Source organism: Roseivirga sp. (genome assembly GCF_049099775.1).
In the GTDB taxonomy this organism is placed as follows: domain Bacteria; phylum Bacteroidota; class Bacteroidia; order Cytophagales; family Cyclobacteriaceae; genus Roseivirga.
The window spans coordinates 437,831-463,894 of record NZ_JAGDZM010000002.1 but is presented as its reverse complement, the minus strand read 5'-3'; the positions used below and the strand labels follow the sequence as shown (position 1 = coordinate 463,894).

Sequence of the window (26,064 nt, the reverse complement as noted above, 5' to 3'; positions counted from 1 at the left end):
TACACGACTAAACTATTCCATGATAGTGTGGGTGACAGGATTGTAACCGTGACATTTCAGTCACACTCAATAGGAAAAACCATGACATTTAAGAAAAAGCCACGTTTAAGCTTGTTTTAAGGCTAAATCAACCTCTTTAAGATATGTGTCTAAATGTTGTTTATGGGTGAGCCCTATTTTTTTATTAAGCCTAGACTTTGCCTTAATTACGCTATTAGGGCTTATGGCCAATAGGTCAGCAATCTCTCTTGTGACCAAACCTAATTTGATTAAGCAGCAGAGCCTTTCTTCATTGACCGTTAACTGGTGACTATCTAAGGCGTTAAAAAAGGACGGAAATTTTTCGTCAAAGGCAATTCTAAAAGCAACCCAATCTACAGCGTGCATACTGGAAGATTTTAAGAAATCGACAAGCCTATTTTCTTGTGCACCTTGACTTGCTAGTTCTTCTGCTTTCTCTAACTTTTCTTTATAATCGACTATGCGCCTTCCTTGATCTTCTATTTCATAGTTTTTCAACTTCGATTCTTTCTCAAGCAGGGCCTGCTCTTTTTGTGTCAATAAAAGTCGATGTTCAAGTCGTTTTTTATTCCACAGGAAAACTAATATACTCACGAGAAAAACTATACTGAGCACGAGAATTAGCAAATTCTTCTGGGTAATCTTAAGCTTATTAATCTTATTAAGTTGCTCTTCCGCTTCCGCCTTAGTTTTCAATTGATCGAATTCATATTTGGCATTTATTTCCGTAATTCTATCGAACCTCTCTTCTGAAAATAAGCTGTCCCTTAAGTTTGATAAGGCCTTTTGAGCAATAAATGCCTCTTTATATAGGCCTAAGCGTTCATTAAACTCAACACTCAAATCATAAAGATCCATTTTCAAACCAATGCTCTCTCTATACACATCTCTCATGAGCATGATTTTGTTTAAAAGCGTTAATCCCTCGTCATTGCGCCCATAATCTAAATACACTCTTGCCTTAGTTCGCATTATACTCACTGAACTTAGGGTCAAGCCTAACTCTAAGCTCAGGTTTTGAGCGCTATCTAAATACTGCAAAGCTCTTTTTTCTTGATACAATTTGGAGTAAATCTGACCTAATTGAGACCAAGAATGAATCTGAAGTTTTCGATCACCCGCTTCTTTAATGTAGCCTAAAGCCTCAAGGTGGTACTTTTCTGCATTTGCGAAATTGCCTCTTGCAAACTCAAGGTTACCAAGGCTTCCTGTAAAATGGATTGAATTAAAACTGGGGTTTCTAGATTTAATGGATTGAATACCCTCTCTAAGGTACATTTCGGCCTCATCATATTGACCGATAGCGGATTTAGCTATACCTAAATCTAATAGATTACTCATTTCAAGGTTATGATTCTTTGATAGCCTAGCCTCTTCCAATCCTTCAATAAAGCATTCAATGGCCAAATCGTAAAAACCAGACTTCATATAGTTTGATCCTAAACTATAGTTGACCTGAGCTATCCCTTCTTTATATGAAGCTTGCTTTGCGAGCGCCAGCGCTTCACCCAGTTTTTCTCGACCCTGTTCCAATTGGAATTTTATGTTGTGAAGTGCACCTAATACGGTTAGGGCTTCTACCTGACCCTCTATATATTCCAACTCCTTAGCAAGAATAAGTGCGCGTGAGGCATATTGTTCTGAAAGCGCCGGATCGCGATTGAACATCTTAATTGCCGTTTGATATAGCTGAATTACTTGTACCGTATCTGAGCGCTTTTCTATTTCAATATCGAGGCTTTCGACATTGATCTGCGCCACACTATTATGCGCAAGAAAGAATAGTACGATGATGGTTATACAGCCCTTCATTCTAGGTTCACTTAGATATGTCCCCCCAATATATAAACTTGGAAGAACACCATTATAAAACTTGTCCCCCTTTGCAGAAACAAAGGGGGACAATAATTAGATAATTAATGAACAAGATAAATGACTAAAAAGCAAGAGGAAAGCATCTTTAGCGTCAGAAATAAAACTTATTCTGATCTTAACGATTTCACGGGATTGCTTAAGGCAGCCTTTATGCTTTGATGACTTACTGTAAGTATTGAAATAACTACAGCCACCAAGGCAGAAGTCGCAAAAACTACCCATCCAATTTCAATCCTATAGGAGAAGTCTAACAACCACTGATTCATGGCAACCCAGGCCAGCGGTAATGAGATAATAATTCCTACAGCGACCAGTTTTAGAAAGTCAGTGGATAAGCGAAGTGTAATTTGAGCTACGCTAGCTCCAAGTACCTTTCTAATACCTATTTCCTTAGCTCTTCTTTCGGCATTGAAGGCTGCTAAGCCAAAAAGCCCTAGGCACGCTATGAAAATAGAGAGCATGGTAAAGGTGATGAAGATACGCCCTAATCTCTGCTCTGCTTTATAGGTTTCATTAAATGAATCATCCATAAAGTAAAAATCGAACGGCTGGCCCGGTGCCATTTCAGACCAGAGGTGATCAATTTTTGTAATCGTTTCAGAAAAGTCTGAAGCATTTAATTTAACCATCATTCTATTCGCATCTCTTTTCCCAATTATCAAGCTTAAAGCATCAATATTATTCCTGAGGGTTTCAAAATGAAAATTCTTCACCACTCCGATAACTGTGTAAAAGGCCATTTCACCTTCATCTGGATTTCTGAAATCATCAGTAATGCGCATGCCTAGTACGCTTTCAGGAGACTTCCCAAGCATTTTCATTGCTGATTCATTTAAAATAACGGTCAACGAATCCGTTGTAAGTGATTTTTGGAAATTCCGACCTGCAATAAGCTCTAGATTCAAGGTCGGAACGTAGTCGAAATCAACATGCCACTGATCGATTATAATAGCAGACTTAGCCTGAAAGACTTCTCCTTCTGGAAAGTAAGTCACCCCACTTCTATCAGATGGCGTTGGCAGGTAACTGCTCAAGGAAGTTCTCTCTACCTGAAATATCCTATTTACTTCTTGTTTGAAAGCTTGTACCTGATCACCTACAGCACTTACATCATTCAGCACTAGAATTTGGTCTTTTTGAAAACCCAGATCTTTTCCTTGAATAAAACTAATTTGTCTAAAAACAATGAGCGTACTGGCAATTAGAAATACAGATACAGCAAACTGAACTATGACCAGAATGCTTCTAATTCTAGCGCCTCCGATGGACTGATCTCCTCCTTTTAAGCCTTTCAAAGGTGAGAATTTCGACATTAAAAATGCTGGATAGCTACCTGAGAAAATGGCTAAGACGAGTGTGATTCCAAGCAACAACAACCAGAAATTTGGCGCATTAAAAGGAATCGTCATTTCCTTTCCAGACAATGCATTAAAATAAGGCATCACTAAATAAGCAAGAGCTATTGCCAACACTAATGACAAGCATGTGACCAGTGAAGCTTCGGTTAAAAACTGACCAATGACAGCAGAACGGTGCGACCCGAGTGTCTTTCTAATACCTACTTCTTTAGCTCTTTTCAAAGATCTAGCTGTAGATAAATTCATAAAGTTAACACAGGCGAGAAGAATCAGAAATAGGCCTATAAATGATAAAATGTACACATTCTGAATATCTCCATTTAGATTAAATTCTCCTGAAAGGTTTGGGGATTTTAAGTGTATATCCGTAAATGCAATGGCATCGAATATCATATAATTACCCGATTCTTCTTGCGCTTTTACACTTTGCTCTGTTAGGCCAGGAAATGTTTTCATAGCCCATGGAATGAGGTATCTGTCTTTTACTGTTCCTAGATACTCCTGTAAATCGGCTGCATTTGCACCTGGCTTCAGTTTGACAAAAGTCGGAAAATTCCAATTATTCCAAGCGGGACTGTCATAGTCATCGAAACTAGAAATAGAGAGCAATACTTGGTAATTATTGAGAAAGGAGTTCTTAGGAAAGTCTTCAATTATGCCTGTTACTAAGTAGACTTCATCATTGTCTAAAAGCATCTGCTGACCCAGTGCTTCATTTAACCCAAAGTGTTTTTCTGCCGCAGTTCGGGTAAGTACTAAGGAATTAGCTTCATTAAATGCCGAGTTTTTATCACCGATCATAAGGTCTAAACCAAACATTTCAAAGAAATCTGGGTCGGCCGCTACTACTTTATCTTCTTTTACATTCTGGTCGGCATCGATGTGTCTAATCAACTTGCTCCCAGTGTTTTTAAACCTTGTTATAGATTCAACATGTGGATAGTCACGTTTCATTACTTCTGCTAAAGGCCCAGAAACGGCGGCGTATTTATTGGCTTCACCAGCAATCTTATTGTCAATATTCAGACGGTAGATTCGCTCGGAATCGGCGAACATCTTGTCGTAGCTGAGTTCATCGTATATAAAAAGTGAAATCAATAGTCCGCCTGCCATACCCACAGCAAGACCAAAGGTATTTAGCGTGGTAAAAAAGGGCTGCCTAATGAGGTTTCTCCACGAAACCTTGAGATAATTCTTGAACATGGCTGTTGTATTTGAGTTGTTAAATTTTTGAAATGATTTGATAAAAGCTGGCCTGAAGTACTTCAATACACTCCAGGTAAACTTTCTCCGTGCCTTAGAGGGAGACCTCTCATAACGTTTTTCGAAGAGCTCGACTAGATCGCCTTCTACTTCTTCTATAAAGTCTTCTCTGCAAAACCATCGCAGGAACTTCAATGACCGTTTTGGTGGCTGAACATTCATTGGCCAAATGAAATGTTAGGGATTTGCTTATATATGCTCGTTCTCAATTCATATTGACGGTCTAGCACTTTTTTACCTAAAGCTGTAACAGCATAATATTTCTTACGCCTTCCTCCTCTTTGATTGGTAATTCCTCCATAACTGGATTCTACAAAGCCCTTTTGTTCGATGCGTTTTAAAGCCATATGAACTGCACTTATACTGACTTTTTTACTGAGTTTCTCTTCTAAATTTTCCAATATAAGTACTCCATAAGCCTCCTTATTATAGGCTGCAACAATTAATAGCACGAGCTCTTCGAATTCTCCAAGGGAGTGGTCAGACATAGGTTAAATATTTACTCAACAAAAGTAAAAGTAATAATTAAATTCACTTTTGTTGAGTAAATGAAACGATTTTTAAAAATTAACTAGAAAACAGAGTTTCTAGTCATTCAAAAAAAGACTGATCATAAACGGGTTTATGAATATAATAGCGGAAAGCAACTCTGGAAATGATATGACTTTTAAGACTTACTCAGAACTACTCCCCAAGTATCCTGCGGTCTCATGACTATTTTCTTCCTCAGCCGATGCTTGGCTTTCTTAACACTATCGGGGGTGATGTTTAGCAGGGTGGCGATTTCCTTGGTGGATAGGTTTGCTTTCAGGTAAGTGCATAACCTTAAGTCGTAGGCCGTCAGGTGGGGGTGATGCTGCTTTAGATTGTCTTGCCAATCATTGGCTGAACTCTGTAACTCCGAAATCAAATGATCAACCAATCGTCGTTCTGTGATCATCATAATCTAAGTACTTGGTACTTGTCTGGTTTTAGCTGTGTTCTTTTGATGAAAGCCATTTCGATCTACTGCATTGATTACGCCATCCAGATTGAAGTCAGATACGCCATTGCCTGAGTAGCTGTACACTGCGCCGTTGTTGGTTCGCCAGGTGCCTAGGTCTGTGGTGTTAATACTGCCGTCTCCGTTAGAGTCCCCTGCCGGCATGCCAAACTTGCTGCCTGCTAGCGAGACTAGGGCTGTAGTGGTTTGGTAGGTGTTCGCTGAGTTGGTTGTGAAATCTATCGTCAGTGTTCCACTGCTACCTGCTATGGCATTGGCTGACATGATCGGCAGGTGGTTTCTGTGATAAATCACCACGTAGTAGTCTGTTCCTGTATTGCCAGATAAGTTGATCGTCAGGTTGCTTAATCCATCGGTAGCTTTGATCGTTCCATCGCTCATCAAGAAGCCTGCCGTCGTTCCCTTCCTTGTTGCGTTGGTTGCTGTAGCAGCTGATCCTGCTTCTCTTAGTTCTACCAGTACCCAATCTACTGCACCATCGGGGACAGACGCTGCGCTGGCTACGGATTCTGAGCCGGCATGGCTGTTGGTTCCATTATAGGGAGCACTGGCTGAAACTAGATCAGCATCTTCTAAGGTTGTGTGCATTGCAGCAGTACCGTTCCAGGCTCCTTCTAGAAATACTGTAGCAGCTACCTGAAGTGAACTTGGGGCTAAAGTGCTTACATCTACTTTAGTAACTGATGCTTGGACATTCGGAGTGCCTTCATCATCTCTGGCTACTACATATACATCATACGCCGTACCGGCAGCTAGACCTGTTACTGCTGAGGACAGGGTGAAGGGATCTGCAAGACTTGTGCCGTTGCCTGATTTAATCGCTACACCTCCGCCATTGGCTTGGCCAGCGATTACATTAGCTGAAGTTGGTGCAGTAGCCCCATCAGCCACCACCACATAGTAAATATCTCCTCCTTCATCTATGCTGGCTCCTACCGTAAAACCTGAAGCCGTCACTGAACTCGTAGCCGGGGCAACATCGAAAACGGGGGCGTCGGTGTCTGTTGTTCCTATCGTTATTTGGGAAGGAATATTGTTAATAGCATTCGTATAAGTAGCATCAATGGCTAAACCCGTATTAATATCAACCACGTTAGGACTATTGGTACCGTGCCAATTGCTTAAATTGGTTATGCTAGCCTTAGCATCAGCTATACTCGTAAAAACATATTGACCCTTGTAAACAACATTATCCCATTCATCTTGAGTTCCAGAACCAACCCCTAAGCCCAAGGCCGTCTTAGGGTCAGAGGTGTCACTCAGGCCTGCCGGTAAACTACTTTGGTTACTATCATTGGCATCACCAGTAAACACCGTTGAAGAAAGTTGAGCAATAAATATAAACTTAGGGTTGCCAGAAGCGTTTGATACACCTGTTGGAGAGGTAGCAGACTGATAAACAATTAACTGATCCCCAGATGCCGCAAAGTTTAGCGAGCCGTTAAATCTTGAGTCGGTTGGTGTTGAAAAATCCGACGCAGATTCACTATACTTGACCGTACTTCCTGCACTTAAACCGCCAATTGGGGCAGTATATTGGACAACCCCTTCTGTTGAAGAAGAGGGAAAGCCACCCCCAGCAAAAGTTCCAGCATCTGTAAAATAAATTACCGTACCTGCGTCAACGTTCACGAACGTAACAAAAGCGAAATCGTCTGGTATATCTGCTTGAACCCAGATTATGGCAAGATCTCCAGCTGACAAGCTAGTGCCACTTACTGGGTTACTAATCGTTCTATTTTCGAACGCATTAACCCTCCGGTTTTTTTCCGAAAATGAAGAGGATTCTTTAACAATAGAGCCTTTTAAAGGAATAAACTTAAAGGTACCTTCGGAGCGATGGTTATTGCTATTTACTGTTGATAAGGTTTGATCTAACGAAAAGAATATTTGCCCAAAAGATTGCATAGCGTTCAACATGAGTAAAAGGGCAAGAAAAGTGATGTGCTTCATGAATTAAACTTTTCGTGAAGCTTAGAATAATATTATTCAGGCCTATGTGACACATGGAGTCGAACTTGGACAATCTGTGACGTTGGTTACTTTTGAAGTATGAATACCCGCATTTCCTCAGGGCTAGCAAAGTTCAATTTCCTGTAAAGACGGTGTACGGACTTTCTAACACTGTCATAGCTAACATTGAGGATTTGTGCAATGTCCTTGTAAGAGAGGTTAATCTTAAGCAGAATTAAAAGGTCAAGTTCATTTGGGCTTAGACTACCGAACGTATTTAACAAATTAGAAACAAATTGTTGATGCACCTCATCAAATTTTAAGCGAAAATCTTCCCACGATAAATTCTGGCCTGCTCTGCCCTCAACCGAAACTGCCATTTGACTGAGCTGCTGTTCTTCCCTGTCTCGGCCATTGCGTTCCGAATCAACTAGCTGTACTTTATACCCCTCAACTAATTCCTTTTGATGTTTAAGTTGGTTAGTATAATGCAGCAACTTTAAATCTTTTATTTCTAAATCTTTATTCGAATTGATCTTTTCCTGTTCTAAGAGTTTTTTCTCCACTTTAACTCTTGACATTTTACTTTTAAACCATAGCCATAAAAACACTATTAAAAGAGTCAAAATGACAATTGAAATCAACAATGAAACCTGTCTCGACTTGATTAAGCCTGACTGAAGAGCAACTCTTTCGAGTTCCTTTTGGCTTGCCAGTAATTCTTGCTCTTTTTGATTGAATTCATATCTGACTCTTATTTTGTTCAATTCAATCTGTTTTTGGGCATCAAACATTTCTCGCTCATACATGAGGTATTCATCGAGGTGGTAAAAAGCCATTTTCAGATTACCCATTGATCGATAGGTTTGATTGAGCGCTTGATGTGCTTCGAAAAGAGCGTCTCTAGTACCAAGTTCTTCTGCAATCTTTAAGCTCTTTAAACCGTAATCAAGAGAAGATTGGTAATCGAACTGTTCCCTAGATAGATCGCTTAAATGGTTATAAGCTCTTGCAGTCGAGCGGAGAACATTTGCTTCTTTGGCTGCTGTAAGAGACTCTAAGAAATACCTCTTTGCCTCTCTCCTATTACCAATTAACCTATAACAACGGCCAATATTAGCCAAAGTAATATAGTCTCGGGTTTGGACTTTCATATTCCTTCTCAGTTCTAATGACTCTAAGTGATAAGAAATAGCCTCTCCATAATCACCCTGCGATTGCTTTACTGCGCCAATATTATCCAAACTAAAAGACCAGCCAAGTGTATCGAAAAGTTCCTTTTTCATTTCTATTGATTGTTCAAGTGCATCAATGGCCAAGTCATAATCCCCAGTCTCTTGATACAAGTTGCCGATGTTATTAAGCACTTTTCCAATTGATACTTTATATCCCAAATGCTCTTTTATTTCTAGGGACTTAAGATAATAGTGAAGCGCCAAATCATACTCGCCTATTTTTTTATACAGCAGGCCTATGTTTCCATAACTAAAATGAACAGACATGGTATCTTCAGCCTGTTTCCTTAATTGAATAGCTCCTTTGTAATAATTCAAAGCCTCGGCATATTTCTGTTGCATTGAATAATTAACGCCTAAACGGTCATTTGCTAATCCTTGTCCATCTATATCTTCCGCCTGCGTATAAAGCTCCAGAGCTTTTACATAATAGATCGTCGTACTGTCGTACTTTCTTTCGGCTTGAAAGGTCTGTCCATAAACAAGATTGGCTAAACCCTTTAATGAGTAAATTTTACTTCCTTCTAACTGCTCAATAGCTTTGAGTGACTTTGTTCTAGCCAAGTACGGATTTTTCATTCTGAGTAAAGCAGTAGCCCAGTTTACATTGAACTGCGCTTTCTCTTTAGATGCGGAAGAAGAGTTTGCAAAATCATTATAAATGTTAGCTAAACTATCTGCCTTGTATGGATTAACATCCATTTGCTGCTTGATTAATGAATTAATCGTCTCAAGCTTTAGTGAAGATCTTTTTTGTTCTGCTAACCTATATAGGCTATCTAAACGAGATGTTTGGGCACTTAAAGAACCTGTCAGAAACAAAAGTGATACTATGATACGTTTCATAACGCTAATCTAGCTCATGTCCGCCTCAAAGAAAATTGCACTAATTCTCAAGGTACTAGTATAAATAAAACACTGTGTTTTAATATTCAGTGATTTTCAATAGAATTTATCCCTTGATAATCATTCTCTCCATCGTCATTCTAATAAAACATCAAAGAAAGATGCCCAATTTTCCTTACAACCCACTCTCAGTTTCTTCCTTAGCCTGTGCTTGGCTTTCTTAACACTATCGGGTGTGATGTTTAGAAGAGTGGCTATCTCTTTAGTGGATAGGTTGGCCTTTATATAGGTGCTTAGACGCAGGTCATAGGCGGTTAAACTAGGGTATTGTGTTCTTAATTTATCCTGAAAAGGAGAGGAAGAACTTTGCAGTTCAGTTATCAGGTGATCCATGATTCGTTGTTCTAAAACTGTCATCTTTTAACTGTTCGGTACTTGCGTTGATTTACCGGAATTTTGTTGCTGATGATCATTTCGATCTGTAGCGTTTATCTCGCCATCCAGATTCAAATCACTTTTCCCGTTACTGGAATAGACGTAAGTAGCCCCATTCTGAACTCGCCAAATTGCTAAATCATTAGTGTCGACATCACCGTCATCATCCGCATCGCCAGAGGGCATCGCGAATACACCTGTATCAACTTCAATCATAGGACTTGAACCGAAAGCCTGACTTTGGCTGCTGGTAAAGTTGTAAGTATAGGTGCCTGAAGAAATCGAAACTGCTCCCGCCGACATGATAGATAAATGGTTTCGGTGATGAATTACCAAATAATAATCGCTGCCATTCGCAGCTGAAATAGTGAATGTACTACCATCTTTGTCAACAACAGACCCATCGCTCAATACAAAAGCGGCTCGGCTACCGACTCTGCTACTAGCGGCTGTACCGGTTCTAACCTCTACTTCAATCCAGTCAACTGCGGTTGCCGGAATTCCTGAGGAGGATTCCGCAGCTGGGTTGGTATAAGGCTGTGCCGTGGGAATCTCATTATTCGACCTTAAAAAAGTGCTCATTGAACCGCTTACAAATGGACCCTCTAACATAACTGTAAGCGCAAAATCTGCCTGAGAAGTAGTAAAACTTGCAGTTGAGCCATAACTGGTACCTTCTGAATTCGTAGCATATGCATTGAAATAGACCGTTGTGTTTGCGGGTAAGGAATTAATGGTTTCGCTAAAACTTCCCGTTGCCGTTCCTCCCTCCGCATCAGCGTTGACTCCTGCGTCTCCAATTCTAGGATCAGTATCGGTTGTAGACCAAACTACGCCTCTGGCCGTAATGCTGGCACCACCATCTGCTGTGATTTCACCGCCCATTAAAGCACTTGTGGCTAAGATGGATGATGCCGCTGTAGTGGTCACAGTTGGTGGTGAAGAAGAAGCTGCCACAGTACCAGCGACCCTCATATTATCAACTATAAATGTTTCATCACCTCCATTCGATTTCATTACGATACGAATAGAAACATTAGCACCGGTGCCTGCTATGTCAAAGCTTAAATCCGATAGCGTAATATTATTTGCTGATAAGGTGCCAAAAGGTAAAACAATTGTGCCGTCACCACTTCCATTATTATCAGCATCTAATGAGACATTAGTGCCACTACCTGATCCTCGGAAGGAAGCTAATAAGGTATAGCTCCCCTGCGTAAATGCAGTTGAAACTCCTGGATGGGAGGTAATATCTCCGTCGAATGCATAGTAAATCTGAAGGTAGTCGTCAGTTTCAAACCTATTCTCTCGATCTACTCCTAAAAGAAATTTGGCCTTTAATCCCGTTGCGCCAGAAACATCAACATTATTAAAGGTTATGATACTCAAATGATCTAATCTAGGGTTATCGTCATCATCAAGGTCATCAACAGCGTAAAAGTGTTTATCTCCTGTTCCATCATCATGTATATTATCAGGATAACCTGAAGAAATATGATAGGTTACTGAAGGTCCGGTTCCAGCGTTGGCATCATTAACTACACTTGAATAGTCACTAAAACCGCCAGACCAATCATTGCTGGTATAACCAAGTTCATCGCCAGTGCCTTCGAAACTCTCGTATGCTATAGTAGTTTCAGCAAACTCTGTTAGCACTATTGTCTCGTTAGTAGATAATGGTATTATGCCCAATAAAAGTAGTAGTAGGCTCGAATATCTGATCATGTTTGTCTTGGTCTTAAAAAAACCAGAATACCTGCCATAAAAGCTTATGGGAGTACTTCCTTAACATGAATTAATAGAATGACCTAGTGGCTTTAAAATATATTGCTTGAGTTGCCCTTTATCTAAAGTGAGTCGTTATTCTGGGTTATTTATCGGTTTTGGAAGGAACTGTGGCATTTAGCTGTTCTAGTAAATATTTCTTCCTTCTACGACTCACTTCTAAACGCTTTCCATCGATCATTTTTACAAAGCCCCCATTGCCATATTCATAGTTTGAGATGCTATTGAGATTGACCAGGTGAGATTTGTGAATTCTCGAAAATCTAGATTCTGGGAGCAATTTTTCGAAATAGCCAAGGTTTTTGGAAGAAAAAAAGGATTGATCTCCCGTGATAAATATTCTAGCATAGTTCTCATCTGCTATAATATATTTTATCTCTGATTGGTCGATAAACTCGAAGCCTTCTTTGGTAGGAACGACTAGTTTTTGCTTGGTCATGGAGTCCTCAAAAGCTGCTTTGATCAAACGAAGTTGACCAATGTTACTTTGACTCACTCTACTTTTGAACCGATTAATGGCCTGATCTAAGTCTTCCATGTCCACTGGTTTTAACAAATAATCAAGCGCAGCACTTTTTATGGCTTTCAGGGCATATTGGCTATATGCTGTAACAAAAATGACATGGTAATCTTGAAATACTGTTTTCTCTAGCACATCAAAACCGGTAGACTTGCCTAAACGAATATCAAGGAAAATCAGGTTTGGCTTCTCTATATCTATTCTTTGAATGGCCTCATCCAAATCGAACGCCGACGGCACCAATTTTATGTCAGGATGTTTAAGCTTTATAAGCTTCGATAGCAATTGTTCTCCTGACTCTTCATCGTCAATTATGAGTGCTCTAATCATATGCTTAGTTGTGGTAAGAGTTGCACTTTTACTTTGGTCCCTATGCTTTGGCCTTTTTCATAAAGGTCTAAAATTTCAACTTCACCAGAATGTTCTCCTTTGTGTTTCCGAACCAGTTCGTTGACAATCCGTGTTCCCAACCCTTCTTCTTTTTTGTTACGTTCAGATTCCCTGCCAACCCCATTGTCCACCACCTCGAGTCCTAAGCCTTTAAGCGTATTTTTAACCCTAATAGTTACAAGGCCTCGCCTTTTGTTTTTTAAGGGGGTTATACCGTGCCAAATAGCATTTTCTACATAAGGTTGAATTAGCATACTTGGTACTTTGGTTTGTAAGTCCACCTCTGGAGAAACTATTACTTCAAAATCAAATTTATTGTTGAGCCTCAGGTTTTCCAATTCCATATAAAGTCTAAGTGTTTCTAGTTCCTCGGCCAGAGAAACCATAGATATATCCGAGAACTCCAGCACCCGTCTGATCAGTTTACCAAACTTTGCCAGGTACTGATAGACTCCCTCTGTATTATTGTCCAAAACCATGTTTTGAATTGAATTGAGGGAATTAAATATAAAATGTGGGTTTAGTTGAGATTGCAAGGCCTTGCGCTCTGCCTCGGCAATTTTCAACTGAATATCGAACTTACGTTTCTCTTTGATTTTATTTCGCCTAACTACGAATTGGATTAATAGAAAAAGGGAAATGGAAAAAGCGATTATAGACAGAGTTATGAACCACGAAGTAGCCCAGAACGGTGTGGCAATAGTAAATCGTCGATTCGAAACTTCACTTTCGTCTCCGAATGCACTAATTGCCTTTACCTCAAAGTTATAGTTTCCGGACCTTAAGCCATTAAAATCAACTGTATTCTGGTCGGTCTTCCGCCAAGTATTATCAAAACCTTCAAGTCTGTATTTATAGGTCAGTCTATTTAAACTCTGAAAATGTAGCCCATCGAATTCGAATTTGATATTCTTAACATTTGGTGTTAAAGGTGCCATTGACATGATAAGAAGATCATCAACAATCATTGACCTCATGTTGAGTTTCGGTACAAGCTTTGGCGACTCCCAATCGGTTAAACTAATTTTTGAAATCCCTTTACTTGTCGCTGCCCAAAGTTCTCCTTCCTTGATTATCAGGTCGTTCACATCTTCACTTATAAGGCCGTCCATTGACTTAATGCTAGAGATTAATTGCTCATCATTCCCTAAATCAAGTCTATCTATCCCAGAATTTGTGGCAAGCCAATAAACGGAACGGTCTTCTATAAAGACTCTTTTTATAATGTTAGAAGACAAACCATCCTCTGTCGTAATATTTGTCAAACTATCACCTGAAGCTAACAGTAATCCGTATCCACCTGAAGCTAAAACATAAGTGGAATCGTTTATGCTGATGATATCATTAATGACAGAATTCATCGCAGGGTGGCCATTCACTTTTGAGAGTTCTAATTCATCATTCAAAAAATAGAGTCCTCGTGCACTCGCGATTAGCATTCCATTTCCATGTGGTTCTATATCCAGCACAGACCCAAACTTAAATGACTTTACCGCAAATGCTCTATCGCTATACCTCCAATTCTTAAAAACAGTCTTAGGCCCGATCTCATCAAACTCCTCATATAACTTGTCTATGTCAATCACTACAAGCCCCCAAGTTATGCCCATAGCATATAGTTGGTTCGTCCATTTATTAATCGTCTTGATTGACCCTGGCATTCGTGAAAAGGTACCATTGGCTCTTTTTAAAAGGAGACCTTCCTCAAGTACAATCAGAAGGTCGCCATCATCGCGACCTTTCATTATTTTTTTTGTCCTTGACCTTCCATTGGATAAGTAAAGGGAATTGATGTCTATTTTCTCATCTTTTATTTGACCAAACCTTGCCAAATTTGCCCCAATCCATATTTCGTTGTCCAAATCCACAACGGTCAACACATTCCCAATCGGCACATTGTTAATTTTTGAGATTGATCTATTGTCTAGCGAAGTCACAAAGTATACTCCGTCTCCAAGCGTGGTAAACCAATAACCATTTTCTCTATCCTTCAATACATGAGTAATCTGTTTACCGGGTAAAAAGAGTCTCGAATCGCCTGTTTTTTTATTTAACCTTAGCGCACCACCGAAAGTACAAACCCAGACATCGCTGTCCTTGTAGACATGCATTTTCGAAAAATCTTTGAGCCTTGAGATGTCCTTGTTACTCAAACGTTTTATATAATCTTTATCTCCATTCTGATTAGAAATCATTAAATAGGAGCTATTACCGGATATGAACTCTGCTTCATCTGCTGTTCCTATTACCGAGATTAAACGATCTTTATGCTGTGCAGCATGGCTTAGGTTATAGGTAGTATTATTAGCGATTGCTTTCCCCCACACCTCACCATTTTTTTCAATAAATGAGCCAATACGCACTTTTTGGTTTAAAGGGTTTTCGCTAAAATTAATGACCTCTCCTTCTCTACCGATCTTCACTAAATGTATTTTACTAGCTAGCCAGATGTTTTGCTTGGAGTCCTCAAAAAGTGAGATGTAATAGTTATTCATTACAACTTTTGCCAGTGTGGTGTCATTAGTTGCGTTGTAAAAAGTTCCTTCCTTGTAGTAACTTAATTGACCATTGAAAGATGAGAACCAGATTCTACCTTGGGTGTCTTGATCTATTCTGAAAACTTCATTATCTCCCAGACCATCGGTTATATAAAAATTCTCGAAGCTTTTTCCGTTGTACCGGCTTACACCTGTTTCAGTGCCAAACCAGATATAGCCTTTATCATCTTGCAGGGCGCAATAGACATTATCGCCAACAAGGCCATTTTCAACCGTTAAATTAATTGAGGTAAGCTCAAAGTCTTGCGCAGAAAGCGACAAGGTAAATAAGACTAATACTAAAGCAAAGAAACACCTCATTCCTACCAATTACGGTGGATTATCTTTTCTAAGCAAATTAATAAATGGGGTGTACGAATAACGATTTTCTCAATTCCAGAACTTTTCTGAAAACGAATCGAACGGCATCATTTCTAATTTCTTCCTCAGCCGATGCTTAGCTTTCTTGACACTATCTGGTGTTATGTTGAGTAACGTCGCTATTTCCTTCGTAGACATATTAGCCTTTAAATAAGTACAGAGTCGAAGGTCATAGGCCGTTAAATGAGGATAACTGGACTTAATGCTATCTAGAAAACTTGATGCTGAATTTTGTAACTCCTCTATCAAATGGTTCATAATGCGTTGCTCTAAAACGGTCATAGCCTTAGCCTTATGTGGTCGGTACCTGTCTGGTTTTACTCGTGTTCTTCTGTTGGAAGTCATTCCGATCTACTGCATTGATCTCTCCGTCTAAGTTGAAGTCGACTAGGCCACTGCCTGAGTAGCTATATACAGCGCCGTTGTTCGTTCGCCAGGTGCCAAGGTCTGTGGTGTTAATGCTGCCGTCTCCGTTCGAGTCCCCAGCTGGCATACCAAACTTACTGCCTGCTAGTGATACAAGGGCTGTAGTCGTTTGGTAGGTGTTGGCTGAATTTGTGGTAAAGTCTATAGTATAACTACCTCCACTTTCTGAAATAGCGTTTGCCGACATAATCGGTAAGTGATTCCGATGATAAACCACCACATAAAAATCAGCCCCAGCGTTGCCAGTTAGCGGAACTGTCAAATCACTCGTGCCATCTGAAGCTTTTATTGTCCCATCATTCATCAAAAATCCAGCAACTGAACCAACTTTAGTAGAATTGAGTGCCAATGCTGCAGATGAAGCCTCCCTTAACTCCACAAGCACCCAATCGACGGCTCCGGCAGGAATAGAGCCCGCACTACCACCACTATGGCCATTTATACTATACGGTTGAGTTGTAGGAATGCTTGAATTAAGTGCGGTGTTTAGATTGGTACCATTAAAGGCGCCTTCTAGAAATACTGTCGATGCCACCGTTGCCGATGAGGGTGCGCTGGTTGTGGCAATCATGGTGGCTGCTGTACCATCAAATGCACTGTTCGCAATTATCGCTGTATATGGGCCTGCATTGAAAACTTGGCCTGCTCCATAGGTTCCGGGAGTTGCATGAATGGCTGTACCTGCTGGAATAGTGAGGGTCTCGCCATTAGCAATTGTTGCTGAAGTGGGCAATGTGAATACAACTACTTCATCTGTTGTATGAATAAACGGGCCGAAAGTCAGGCCATAAGTGCCCATATTAGCAACATTCCCTGATTTACCACCGGAAGTTGTATAACTAAGGCCAGAAGCGCTTGCAAAACCTCCCGGCGAAGGTGTCGCATTGTAAAGGTTCTTGATGATTATACTAAAAGCATTTTGAACAGATGAGTAAGACTCTGAAAACTGGAAAGTAGCTGGCGCATTTAATACCATCTTTAACCTGTAATTGCCCATTGTTCCTGGCTCTACACTAAAAGTAGCGTCCAATTGCTGAGCCTTTAGTTGTGTTTGACTTATAAAGATTAAAAGAATCAACCCAGCAAACCCTACAATTTTTCTAATGCGATTAAACACTGTCATTTTCAGAATACATTAATGATTATCGAATCACGAAGACATTTCGTGATCGTTAAAACTTAATGCTAAGAAACTAAACAAGAGGGTGTTAGGCCAAGCGATTGAGGCGGACAATTGACGGATTGAACAACCGGACAATTGACGGACTAGACCAAATCCGATAGGAATCCGAGTAATTCTTTCGTTTCAACAAACCCGAGTTTTTGTTTTAGTCTATACTTGGCTCGAATTACGCTATCGCTTGAAATATTCAGCAACACAGCTATTTCTTTATTTGACAGGTTGATCTTTAGAAGAGCTAGAAGTCTTTGTTCGCTATTTGTTAATCGTACCTGTTTATCACTCTCGATCAGGGAGAAAAATTGTGGATAAACGGCTTCGAAATAAATAACAAATGCTGCCCAATCTTTTTCCCCATTTACGGCAAAGTGCATCTTCTCTACGAGATCATCTAAATCACTATTCGAATTCTGATCTAAATCGAGTTTTTCTTCAAGTTCAAGTGCTTTTTTCTCAAGCGTCTTGTTACTAGATAAAAGCCCTTTAGCATATGCCACCAATCCTTCTTTTTCCGTTTCAAATTGGTGCTGTTGCAGGGCTATTTTCTGATGGGCGATGAGTCTATCTTTTTCCTTTATAAGCAGTTTTGTTTTGAGCTTATTACGATTCCATAGGGCCCAAAAAGTAATCATCAACAGTACTACCGCAATAACCAAGGTCAATTGCTTACTTTTTGCAATTTTTAGGTTCTCTATTTCAATTTGTTGTAACTGCATTTCTTTGTCAGCCTCCAATTTTTGAAACTCGAAATGTTGAGTCATTCTAGCAATATTCTTCTCACTAGCGCGAATAGCTATTGAATCTTTCAGGCTAATGTATTTCCTGTAATAGACTAAAGCTCTTTCATGATTCGGTAAGGACTCGTTTGCCTTAGAGAGCAAGGAATAGACTTCACTTAAGACTATGTCATCTAGAAATTTCTCTTTTTTGAGTGCCTGCTGTAAAAAGCTGATTGCTAATTCAAACTCACCGGCAGAGATCATCATTTCGCCTCTGTTTTTAAGAATTATTGCCAGGCTTCTCTCATTTTTCAGTTCTATCCAAATAACCTCTGCCTGATCATAGTAATTGTTGGCATTACTGAAATCTCCAAGCTGGGCATAAGAATACCCCATGTTGAGCAAAACATTGGCCGACTGTGTTTTAGAATTCTGTGTTTCAAAAACGTTAAGGGCTTCTTCAAAATAGATTAAGGCACTACCATAATCCTTTTTTACAGCACTCAATATTCCAAGGCTTCCATTAATCTGCCCCTGTCTAATTTCTGCAATTCCAGCGCTTGAATCGACTAGTTTCCGGGCATCAAGCAAAAATTTCTCGGCATCTGCATAATCTTTGAGGCTTTGTTTAATGGAACCAATATTGATGAGGTTAGACACTTCTAAATCAGCATTTTTAATTTTCTTGGCCGCCTCAATACCAGAGAATGAGAGTTCAAGGGCTCTGGCGTAATCATTCCTCCTCATGCTGAGCGTCACCAAACTTAGGTTAGCATAGGCCATACCTCGGTGAAAATTGAGTGTTTCAGAGATTCCTTTTGCCTTTACTAATACTTCTTCCGCTTCTTGATAAAGGGATTTACCATTTAGGATTACTCCTTGATTGATGTAGGACATGACTTTACCTTCATCATAGCTTATGCTTTCTGATAAATGAATTGCTTGATTTGCCAAATCCATGGCTTCATCAGGTGTAGCGTACATTAAGCCTCTAGTCAAGCTATTTAGTGCATCGACTTTTTCTTTCCCTTTGAGTAAAGGAATTTGATTTCTGACACTATCGATTCGGGCTTGCTGAGCAAGAAGGTTTACAGAAAAAAGTAAGAAGGTTAAAAACCAAATTTTAGCTGCTCGCGACATATTGAAACAATGTCGAAAGTAGTAATTAGTGAATCATTGTCCAAAAAGAGCATTAAAGGAAGTGATTGGACTCATTTTCAGTTTCTTCCTGAGCTAATGTTTTGGGTTTCTATTTAACTGATTTTAACTCATTCACTGGATTTGGTCAACTTCGAATGATCATAAGTTTCCACAATGTATTTTAACATAAGCCGAGCAAGTTTGGCCCTACCGAAATCAGCAGCGAGTTTTAGCCCTCCCTCTGCCAATCGTTCCACAACGTCAGGGTTGACTTGTAGGGTATCGAGTTTAGATATGAATTCTTCTATACTGTCTGGCTTAAAAGTTAATCCCGCTTGATAAGCTTCTACCAATGCCTTAGATTCTCCTTCTACCCCTAGTAATATGGGCTTACCCATAGCAGAGTTTTCAAAAATCTTTGAAGGGATAACTGTTTTAAATGTCTCTGATTTCTTCAAGGGTACTAATGCGCAATCTGTAATACTAATATACCTGTTCACCTCTCTGCTATGGACCATGTTAAGCATTGTAACATTGGTCAGAGACAATCTCTCACACTGCTTTAATAACCTCTTTTTCATCGCACCTTCTCCAACTAATAGAAAGTGAATATGTGGGTTCTGAACCCGGGCAGCGGCATTCAGAATCATATCTAGGTTGTGTGCAAGGCCATGAGTACCTATATAGCCCACCACAAACTTACCTTCCAGTTCGTGTTGCCTTATTAGTTCATCGTCTGAAGGTTGAGGAAAATACCGCTTATGATTAACTCCATTTTTGACTATTTCAATTTTTGAAGAATCTATACCCTCGCCACTAATACGTTCTTTAAAGCTATCGGTCACAACTATGATTTTATCTGCTTTGAGATAAAGGAAAGTCACCAGTTGTTCAAGTTTCTTGAGTATACGCTTATTATTGATTGCGCCTAAAGCATGTATTGATTCAGGCCAAAGGTCCCTTACCTCCATAATCCAAGGCTTGCGTTTAAAGACTGCCGCACAATAACCACCTAAGGCGGTAAATAACTGAGGAGAAGTGGCAATAATTATATCGGTTTTAATAAACAGGCTGGCGAAAAACGAGGTTAGTGCAAAGCTCATATAGTCTAAGATGCGCTTGAAAGTACCTCGGTTAGGGGTAATGTAGGTCCAAACGCGTATCACTCTGATGCCATCCATCATTCTACCGCGATACAGCCTGTTTTTATGACCAGGGTATATTTCACCTTTCGGGAAATTAGGATTGCAGGTGATCACTGTTACTTCTGCACCTAACTTTATCCATTCAATACAATGTTCATATGTCCTGTTAGCAGGGGCGTTACTCTCAGGAGGAAAGTTATCCGTAAAAAAAAGAATGCGCACTGGTTTCATGAAATATGGATATGAGTAGTTAGCTTAATTGAAAAAGTAATAACCGCCACTTTCGCCTTGCGAGTCATATTAAACCCAAGAGCTAAGTCATATGACTCAATGTTAATGGCGGCGGCATTTTCAAAAAGTATTGAGCCAAACTCCCCTATGATTTTCTGGCCTTCAAGGTTAATTTCTATTGAAGGTTCAAAGTGAAAGAATGCTTTTGCTTCTGCTGGCCTTGTAAGGCTATCTTTTATAACAATTGTATCGTCAGAAATCTCAAATGACCGCTCGTGAGTAATCCCCCAATTTTCATAGCCATTATGACTAGCGATTAACCTTGATGGCTCGTCTGCAATGATGGTAGCCTTTGCTCTTCTTCCTACACGGAAGCCTCCCCAAACATCTGTTTGCTCCATATTGTTTACCATCACCGTATTATGAGCAGACGTTCTCCTTTGAGCCGATCGCTTGCTGTTTTTTTCATATGTAGAAATACCAGTGTCTACTATTACAGCCTGATCCCTAATATTGAGCAAAAAATTTAGTGTATCGCTGTGTGCATGACCGGGGATATAGTCGGGACCAATATTGCCAAAATCTACGAATAACTCGAATAAGGGAGTGCTCCTCTTCCTGTAGCCAGAAGCCCCAAGGGGAGCTTCATCCCATACAACACCAAGTTTTTGCGCGTAATCAAACAATGCTGTGCTGCTGGGGGCAATCCCTTCTGTACTGTCATTGACAGCAGGTAAGGTGCCGTTTTTAAAACCTATAGCAGCCAACCAGCCAAGCATTAATTTAGCTTTTGTAATCATTAACTCCATGAGGTCCTTAGCCTCAAAAACATCGTTGTGTTTAAGTAAGTCAATACTGCTTAAAAGCCTTGAAAGAATGATCTGATGATACATTGGGCTGAGCTCAAAATGTGCGCCATCATCCAGTACCTGCTCCTCCAATTGAATTGTTAAAATTGCAGATGCCTTTTGATATATATCAGCATTCTGAAAAAAGATTGACCCAAAGAGTAACCCAAAAGCATTTTCCATCAGATGGTTCCCTAACAGGTGATATTCAATATTCTTACTCAGCCTGCACAAGTCATAAAAGATAACCTGATTCAATTTGTCTTCTTTGACATTATACTTTGCGATAAAGGCTACCCAGTTCATAATCCTTAATGAAGTGGGATAAGATTCTTTTCCATCAATCAGTTGGTTGTACTGGTCTGCAAACGCTGACATCAACTGTACGCCATTTTCAGGGCTAAAGGCTGCTTGGTGTAAAAAATCAAAGTAGTTAAGGTTATAGGTCCAAAGTTTCCCATGCCCTTTGAAATTCCAATCGATTTCGCCTTCAAACTCATGCTTTACGTTCAGAAATATGAAGCCTTTCTGTTTTAGGTATGAATTATTATGTTGGATGGGGCAACTGTATTTTAAGGAAATTACAGACGGATGGTCTACTACTTTTGGCTGAAAGCGACCTAAAAAACACCGCTTTAGCACATAATACAAACGGTACCTAATTTGTACCAGCTTAAGATGCTTTAATGTATGCCAGTACTTAAAAAACAGGCTCATATATCGCTCATGGTTTATTCATTAATGTAGATGTTTTTAACCCACCTTTTCCTGAAAACCCTTTTAAATACCTTATCTGGAAGTAAATCCCTGCCTAGTTCGAATATAAAAGTTTTGACCCTTGTGCTGACGGGGATATGAATATCGACATTTTTTCGGTCGCGCATTCCGGTTCTTTTACTAATCAGAAGTTGGCCAAAGTTGTCGAGCTGATTGAGCCAAATGCGTCTGAATATGCCGAGATCCTTGTATAGCCGGTCCGAAAATTCGAACTCAAGATCGTAACCGAGTCTTTTTAAGAGCGGGCCTTGAATTCTTTCTAGATTTCTTCGTTGCCGAGTATTCAATTCTGTTTGAAAAGAATGAATCTTATCAGTTCGAAAATCAGAATGCACGTAGGATTCATCACCCTTTGACTCTTTCTGGCCTACCAACATATATTCCTCAAAATCGAGTTTCAGAAATTTGCAGATTCCCCTGATCGTATCCTCAGGCTTGGTAAGTAGGTCTTCATATTTAACAAATAGATACGCCCCTTCTCCCACAAGCATTTTATTCGATAAACCCAGTATATTGCTATCTACCCATTCTTGAGCACCGAGCAATAAATTTTTCTTGGCTCTTTTTTTACGGCTTAGCGCCACTGCTCGGCCATCCCTCACCACATGAATGAATTTAGCCTCAGGAATTATAGTGAGTAATTCGGGCATAAAATAATGGACTCTAGGAGATTTGTCGCCAAATACCTTCTTCCCGCTTTCAAGGAGTTTCTTCTCTATGCCTGAACCCACTGCAGACCTACTATCTGTAAACTCATGAAGCTTTTCCAAGTCAATTAAATCTGACAATCTACCTTTGTAGTCGTTTTTAATAAGCCATGCCAACACCTCTTTAGGCGCATGCTTGAGGTTATACTGCAATACCTGGGGAGGAAGTTTTAATAAACAGGTTACCAATCGAAAACCCAGAGAATTTCCATCCAAATGGATTTGGCTGTGTCTACTCAGAATGACTGAAAGAAGTGTAGTACCAGAACGTTGCTCTCCTGCAATGAAGAATGTACTCATAGATAAGTCAGGTTTTATGCTTTAAGGGTTTGCCGAAAAGATTTCTAATGTCGTTGAGTACCTGGCCCATGACAGGGCCTATTTTAAAATTTTCTTTATAGTAATTTAAGGCTCCTGTACTCATTAGTGCATGGCTGTCTGGAGTAAAAGCTTTTATAGCCTTTTTGAGTCCCGCTGAGTCCCTTGGGGCTACCAAAAGGCCTGTTTCTTCAGGAAAAACCATCTCTGGTAAAGACTTCCAATCAGTAGAAATTACGGGCAACCCTACTGAATATGCCTCTACGACCACTCCTGGATAGCCTTCTCCATTATAGTATGTTGGCAAAATCAGTACGTTGTAGTTACTCAACATAGTAAGTACCGCTTGCTGCCCTTTTACAATCCCCTTATAATAAGGCTCGTCACTCAAAAAAGCATATTCAGGTTCTTCTATCGGTCCATAAATATGGATCTTATAGCTTTCATCGAGCTGGTTTATACAATCTATCAATTGATCAATCCCCTTATCCTTTCTTATCTGTCCTAGAAATACAAAGCGTTTGTTGAAGGGCTTTTTATTATCGACAATACTTTGTTCTGGTTCAGGCCTGGAAGTTTTCAGCTGTTTTACCGACGGGCTTTTCGGCCGGAAAAAATCGAGTAACGCTTCAGTCTGTACATAAAGAATATCTGCATTCAGCACGTCCTTATCAAAGCTCATTCTCTCTCTTTCTGACAGCTCATCGAAGATAGTTTGTAAAGAGCTCCCAAAAGGTCTGATTATAACCTTTTTACCCATCTTTCTTGCCGTTTTAGACAATACAGGCGCCAGCTTTCGTATTCCGTTCTGGCTCAAGTTGATAAAGACAACATCTGCTTTCCAAAGCAATCTTATATAGGTTAATATCAATTGAATTTTTCGTCCTAACCCGCTCCCTATCTGTGTATTTAACACACTATATTTCAATCCTTGGGTTTGAAAATATGAGATCATCTCTTCGAAAGACCGTGTTGCTCCACCAACGTTAGTTCCCTGCTGGTTGAAACGAGGACCAATTAGAAGTATATGAAATTCGAAGTTTGTCAAAATTTAATTTACTGAAATTTTAAACCTTTTCGCCCAACCCAAAAATTGCATGATCAACCAGAGTTGATGAGAGGCTCTGAAAGCGCTAATTTTACTATTATCTTGCATAGTGTTTAACCCCTGATGATAAATTCTTTTTAGCTCGCTTGATGCAAACAAACTGGGTAGCGGATTTTCCTGAAACAGCAGCCGCTTAGCCAAAGTCCTGTAGGTCTCATTCTGATACTTGTGCAAGGGAATATTAAAGCCCTGTTTGGGGTGACTAAAGACCTCTGCTGGAAGCTGATCTTTCATGATTTCACGAAGCACCATCTTACCCAACCCATCTCGCATCAGTGCATGGTCGGGTAAACTTGCAGCTGCCCGTGTCAACTCAGGGTCTAAAAAGGGGGCTCGCACCTCTAAAGAGTTCGCCATACTCATTCGATCTACCTTCACTAGCATATTGGCAGTTAGAGTGTGACGTGTTCGGTAATACATGATTCTTCGCAGGTCTGACCATGATTCGGCACCTTTTGGGTAAGCCTTCAGTAAATCTAAAGCTCCTGATACTTTCAGGTCACTTCCACTCAACAGATTCTCTATGTCTTGTTGATCAAACATTTCATTGAGAGCAATGGCAATTTCCTCCCTGTCCAACTCAGCGGTTTTCAAGGCTCTTCTGGCCTGTCGTAGTTTTGATGAACTGGAAAATCCTGGTAAATAAGATATGAGATTACTCGTTTGCAGCATGCTTTTTCTAGCATGTACATTGAGCCTTTTTATTTTCAGAATCCTTTTATACCATTGAAATATGTCATACCCTCCAAACTGCTCGTCACCACCATCGCCTGAGATAGCTACTTTTACATGCTGCCCGATGGCTTTTGATACAAAGTAACTGGGTATGGCAGATGAGTCTCTAAAAGGCTGACCCATATGCTCAATAATTTTCCAGAAAATGTCTTCGCTAAACTCTTGGTTGGGAATAACCACTTCATGATGGTCAGTACCGCAGTGCTGTGCCACAGCTTTTGCAATTGGACTTTCATCATAGTTTTGATCTTCAAATTTTACGTTAAAAGTAGCTATGGCTTTGGAAGATTGCTGCTGAAGGAGCGCCACCATAGTGCTAGAATCAATGCCTCCTGAAAGAAAAGCACCTAAAGGCACATCACTCACCATTTGTTTTTTTACGGCGTTAATTAGTGCTGGCTTTATAAGTTCTTTTGCCTCGTTCACATTTTGAACCTTAGCTGCATTATAAAAGTCAGTAGTGTGGTATTCTTCAACACTTATTTTATCACCTTCTATTTTCAAAAAATGACCTGCCGGTAGTACTTCTACTCCTTCAAAGAGCGTAAGAGGCTCAGGTATAAGGGAGGTACGCAGGTAGTAAGGCAATGCTTTTTGGTTAAGTACGCGTCTTATTGATTTGTGCTCAAGAAGTGATGTCAACTCGCTTGAAAAAGCCAATTCTTCATCGTTGTGCCAATAGTATAGTGGCTTTTCTCCAAACCGATCTCGTGCCATTAAAAAAGAATTGTTTTGCTTGTCGTAGATACAAAAAGCAAACATACCCTGAAGATGGCTTAGCATCTTTTCTTTGTATTCTTCATAGAGGTGAGCGAGTACTTCCGTGTCACTATCGGTAGTAAATTGGTGCCCTAAATTCTCCAATTCGGCCTTCAACTCACGGAAATTGTAAATCTCACCATTTTGAAAGACCAAGACATCTTTGTTTTCATTAAAGGCCGGCTGATCTCCATTCTTAAGATCAATAATCGATAACCTCCTCATGGCCAAGGCGCAAAATTCATCGGAATAGGAGCCTTCAGAGTCGGGGCCACGATGAATTAGGGCCACGTTCATTTTGGCCACGACAGATTCTCTTTGATCTGCCAGATTGCCTTGCTTCGATATTATGCCTGTGATACCACACAT

At 40.0% G+C, this 26,064-nt stretch carries 18 protein-coding genes; all 18 read right to left on the bottom strand.

Annotated elements, in window-relative coordinates:
• Positions 1-105: 105 nt before the first annotated feature.
• Complete coding sequence (locus tag JXQ92_RS04195) at positions 106-1,833, bottom strand: tetratricopeptide repeat protein (protein WP_421985330.1); 1,728 nt, start codon at positions 1,831-1,833, stop codon at positions 106-108.
• A 167-nt stretch (positions 1,834-2,000) separates the two neighbouring features.
• A complete protein-coding gene (locus JXQ92_RS04190) occupies positions 2,001-4,679 on the bottom strand; it encodes an ABC transporter permease (RefSeq protein WP_421985329.1) in 2,679 nt (892 codons plus the stop codon).
• Positions 4,676-5,005 (bottom strand): PadR family transcriptional regulator, encoded by a 330-nt coding sequence (locus tag JXQ92_RS04185; RefSeq protein WP_421985328.1) that lies wholly within the window; start codon positions 5,003-5,005, stop codon positions 4,676-4,678. The genes JXQ92_RS04190 and JXQ92_RS04185 overlap by 4 nt, the downstream gene beginning before the upstream one ends.
• A gap of 179 nt (positions 5,006-5,184) precedes the next feature.
• Positions 5,185-5,460, bottom strand: coding sequence for a helix-turn-helix transcriptional regulator (locus tag JXQ92_RS04180; protein WP_421985327.1), 276 nt, complete (start codon positions 5,458-5,460; stop codon positions 5,185-5,187).
• Positions 5,461-5,463: 3 nt separating this feature from the next.
• Positions 5,464-7,473, bottom strand: a complete 2,010-nt coding sequence (locus JXQ92_RS04175; protein ID WP_421985326.1) for a hypothetical protein — start codon at positions 7,471-7,473, stop codon at positions 5,464-5,466.
• An 86-nt stretch (positions 7,474-7,559) separates the two neighbouring features.
• Positions 7,560-9,554, bottom strand: coding sequence for a tetratricopeptide repeat protein (locus JXQ92_RS04170; RefSeq protein WP_421985325.1), 1,995 nt, complete (start codon positions 9,552-9,554; stop codon positions 7,560-7,562).
• 135 nt (positions 9,555-9,689) lie between these two features.
• On the bottom strand, positions 9,690-9,971 hold the full coding sequence (locus JXQ92_RS04165; protein WP_421985324.1) for a helix-turn-helix transcriptional regulator: 282 nt from the start codon (positions 9,969-9,971) through the stop codon (positions 9,690-9,692).
• 3 nt (positions 9,972-9,974) lie between these two features.
• Positions 9,975-11,714 carry a hypothetical protein gene (locus tag JXQ92_RS04160; RefSeq protein ID WP_421985323.1) on the bottom strand — a complete coding sequence of 580 codons (1,740 nt, stop codon included), beginning with the start codon at positions 11,712-11,714 and terminating at the stop codon, positions 9,975-9,977.
• 145 nt (positions 11,715-11,859) lie between these two features.
• A complete protein-coding gene (locus tag JXQ92_RS04155; protein ID WP_421985322.1) occupies positions 11,860-12,624 on the bottom strand; it encodes a LytR/AlgR family response regulator transcription factor in 765 nt (254 codons plus the stop codon).
• Positions 12,621-15,542: a histidine kinase gene (locus JXQ92_RS04150; RefSeq protein WP_421985321.1), complete on the bottom strand. Its 2,922-nt coding sequence runs from the start codon at positions 15,540-15,542 to the stop codon at positions 12,621-12,623. The genes JXQ92_RS04155 and JXQ92_RS04150 overlap by 4 nt, the downstream gene beginning before the upstream one ends.
• A 69-nt stretch (positions 15,543-15,611) precedes the next feature.
• Positions 15,612-15,884 carry a helix-turn-helix transcriptional regulator gene (locus JXQ92_RS04145; RefSeq protein ID WP_421985320.1) on the bottom strand — a complete coding sequence of 91 codons (273 nt, stop codon included), beginning with the start codon at positions 15,882-15,884 and terminating at the stop codon, positions 15,612-15,614.
• A 10-nt stretch (positions 15,885-15,894) separates the two neighbouring features.
• On the bottom strand, positions 15,895-17,151 hold the full coding sequence (locus tag JXQ92_RS04140) for a hypothetical protein (protein ID WP_421985319.1): 1,257 nt from the start codon (positions 17,149-17,151) through the stop codon (positions 15,895-15,897).
• Positions 17,152-17,294: 143 nt separating this feature from the next.
• Positions 17,295-19,067, bottom strand: a complete 1,773-nt coding sequence (locus tag JXQ92_RS04135; protein WP_421985318.1) for a tetratricopeptide repeat protein — start codon at positions 19,065-19,067, stop codon at positions 17,295-17,297.
• Positions 19,068-19,195: 128 nt separating this feature from the next.
• Entirely contained in the window at positions 19,196-20,443 is a 1,248-nt protein-coding gene (locus JXQ92_RS04130) for a glycosyltransferase family 4 protein (RefSeq protein WP_421985317.1), read from the bottom strand.
• Positions 20,440-22,008 carry a heparinase II/III domain-containing protein gene (locus JXQ92_RS04125; protein WP_421985316.1) on the bottom strand — a complete coding sequence of 523 codons (1,569 nt, stop codon included), beginning with the start codon at positions 22,006-22,008 and terminating at the stop codon, positions 20,440-20,442. Before JXQ92_RS04125 ends, JXQ92_RS04130 begins: the two co-directional genes overlap by 4 nt.
• A gap of 14 nt (positions 22,009-22,022) precedes the next feature.
• The gene (locus JXQ92_RS04120) at positions 22,023-23,075 is read right to left on the bottom strand and encodes a sulfotransferase family protein (protein ID WP_421985315.1); all 1,053 of its coding nucleotides are present in this window, start codon (positions 23,073-23,075) and stop codon (positions 22,023-22,025) included.
• 7 nt (positions 23,076-23,082) lie between these two features.
• Positions 23,083-24,141, bottom strand: a complete 1,059-nt coding sequence (locus JXQ92_RS04115) for a glycosyltransferase family 4 protein (RefSeq protein ID WP_421985314.1) — start codon at positions 24,139-24,141, stop codon at positions 23,083-23,085.
• Positions 24,142-24,144: 3 nt separating this feature from the next.
• Positions 24,145-26,064: an asparagine synthase (glutamine-hydrolyzing) gene (gene asnB, locus JXQ92_RS04110; RefSeq protein ID WP_421985313.1), complete on the bottom strand. Its 1,920-nt coding sequence runs from the start codon at positions 26,062-26,064 to the stop codon at positions 24,145-24,147.

What these genes read in the sequence shown, in the direction of transcription:
- JXQ92_RS04130 (WP_421985317.1), bottom strand. Translation starts at nt 20,443, where the DNA reads ATGAAACCAGTGCGCATTCTTTTTTTTACGGATAACTTTCCTCCTGAG.
- JXQ92_RS04140 (WP_421985319.1), bottom strand. Translation starts at nt 17,151, where the DNA reads ATGACAGTGTTTAATCGCATTAGAAAAATTGTAGGGTTTGCTGGGTTG.
- JXQ92_RS04145 (WP_421985320.1), bottom strand. Translation starts at nt 15,884, where the DNA reads ATGACCGTTTTAGAGCAACGCATTATGAACCATTTGATAGAGGAGTTA.
- asnB (WP_421985313.1), bottom strand. Translation starts at nt 26,064, where the DNA reads ATGTGTGGTATCACAGGCATAATATCGAAGCAAGGCAATCTGGCAGAT.
- JXQ92_RS04190 (WP_421985329.1), bottom strand. Translation starts at nt 4,679, where the DNA reads ATGAATGTTCAGCCACCAAAACGGTCATTGAAGTTCCTGCGATGGTTT.
- JXQ92_RS04150 (WP_421985321.1), bottom strand. Translation starts at nt 15,542, where the DNA reads ATGAGGTGTTTCTTTGCTTTAGTATTAGTCTTATTTACCTTGTCGCTT.
- JXQ92_RS04120 (WP_421985315.1), bottom strand. Translation starts at nt 23,075, where the DNA reads ATGAGTACATTCTTCATTGCAGGAGAGCAACGTTCTGGTACTACACTT.
- JXQ92_RS04195 (WP_421985330.1), bottom strand. Translation starts at nt 1,833, where the DNA reads ATGAAGGGCTGTATAACCATCATCGTACTATTCTTTCTTGCGCATAAT.
- JXQ92_RS04135 (WP_421985318.1), bottom strand. Translation starts at nt 19,067, where the DNA reads ATGTCGCGAGCAGCTAAAATTTGGTTTTTAACCTTCTTACTTTTTTCT.
- JXQ92_RS04180 (WP_421985327.1), bottom strand. Translation starts at nt 5,460, where the DNA reads ATGATGATCACAGAACGACGATTGGTTGATCATTTGATTTCGGAGTTA.
- JXQ92_RS04155 (WP_421985322.1), bottom strand. Translation starts at nt 12,624, where the DNA reads ATGATTAGAGCACTCATAATTGACGATGAAGAGTCAGGAGAACAATTG.
- JXQ92_RS04170 (WP_421985325.1), bottom strand. Translation starts at nt 9,554, where the DNA reads ATGAAACGTATCATAGTATCACTTTTGTTTCTGACAGGTTCTTTAAGT.
- JXQ92_RS04160 (WP_421985323.1), bottom strand. Translation starts at nt 11,714, where the DNA reads ATGATCAGATATTCGAGCCTACTACTACTTTTATTGGGCATAATACCA.
- JXQ92_RS04165 (WP_421985324.1), bottom strand. Translation starts at nt 9,971, where the DNA reads ATGACAGTTTTAGAACAACGAATCATGGATCACCTGATAACTGAACTG.
- JXQ92_RS04125 (WP_421985316.1), bottom strand. Translation starts at nt 22,008, where the DNA reads ATGAGCCTGTTTTTTAAGTACTGGCATACATTAAAGCATCTTAAGCTG.
- JXQ92_RS04185 (WP_421985328.1), bottom strand. Translation starts at nt 5,005, where the DNA reads ATGTCTGACCACTCCCTTGGAGAATTCGAAGAGCTCGTGCTATTAATT.
- JXQ92_RS04175 (WP_421985326.1), bottom strand. Translation starts at nt 7,473, where the DNA reads ATGAAGCACATCACTTTTCTTGCCCTTTTACTCATGTTGAACGCTATG.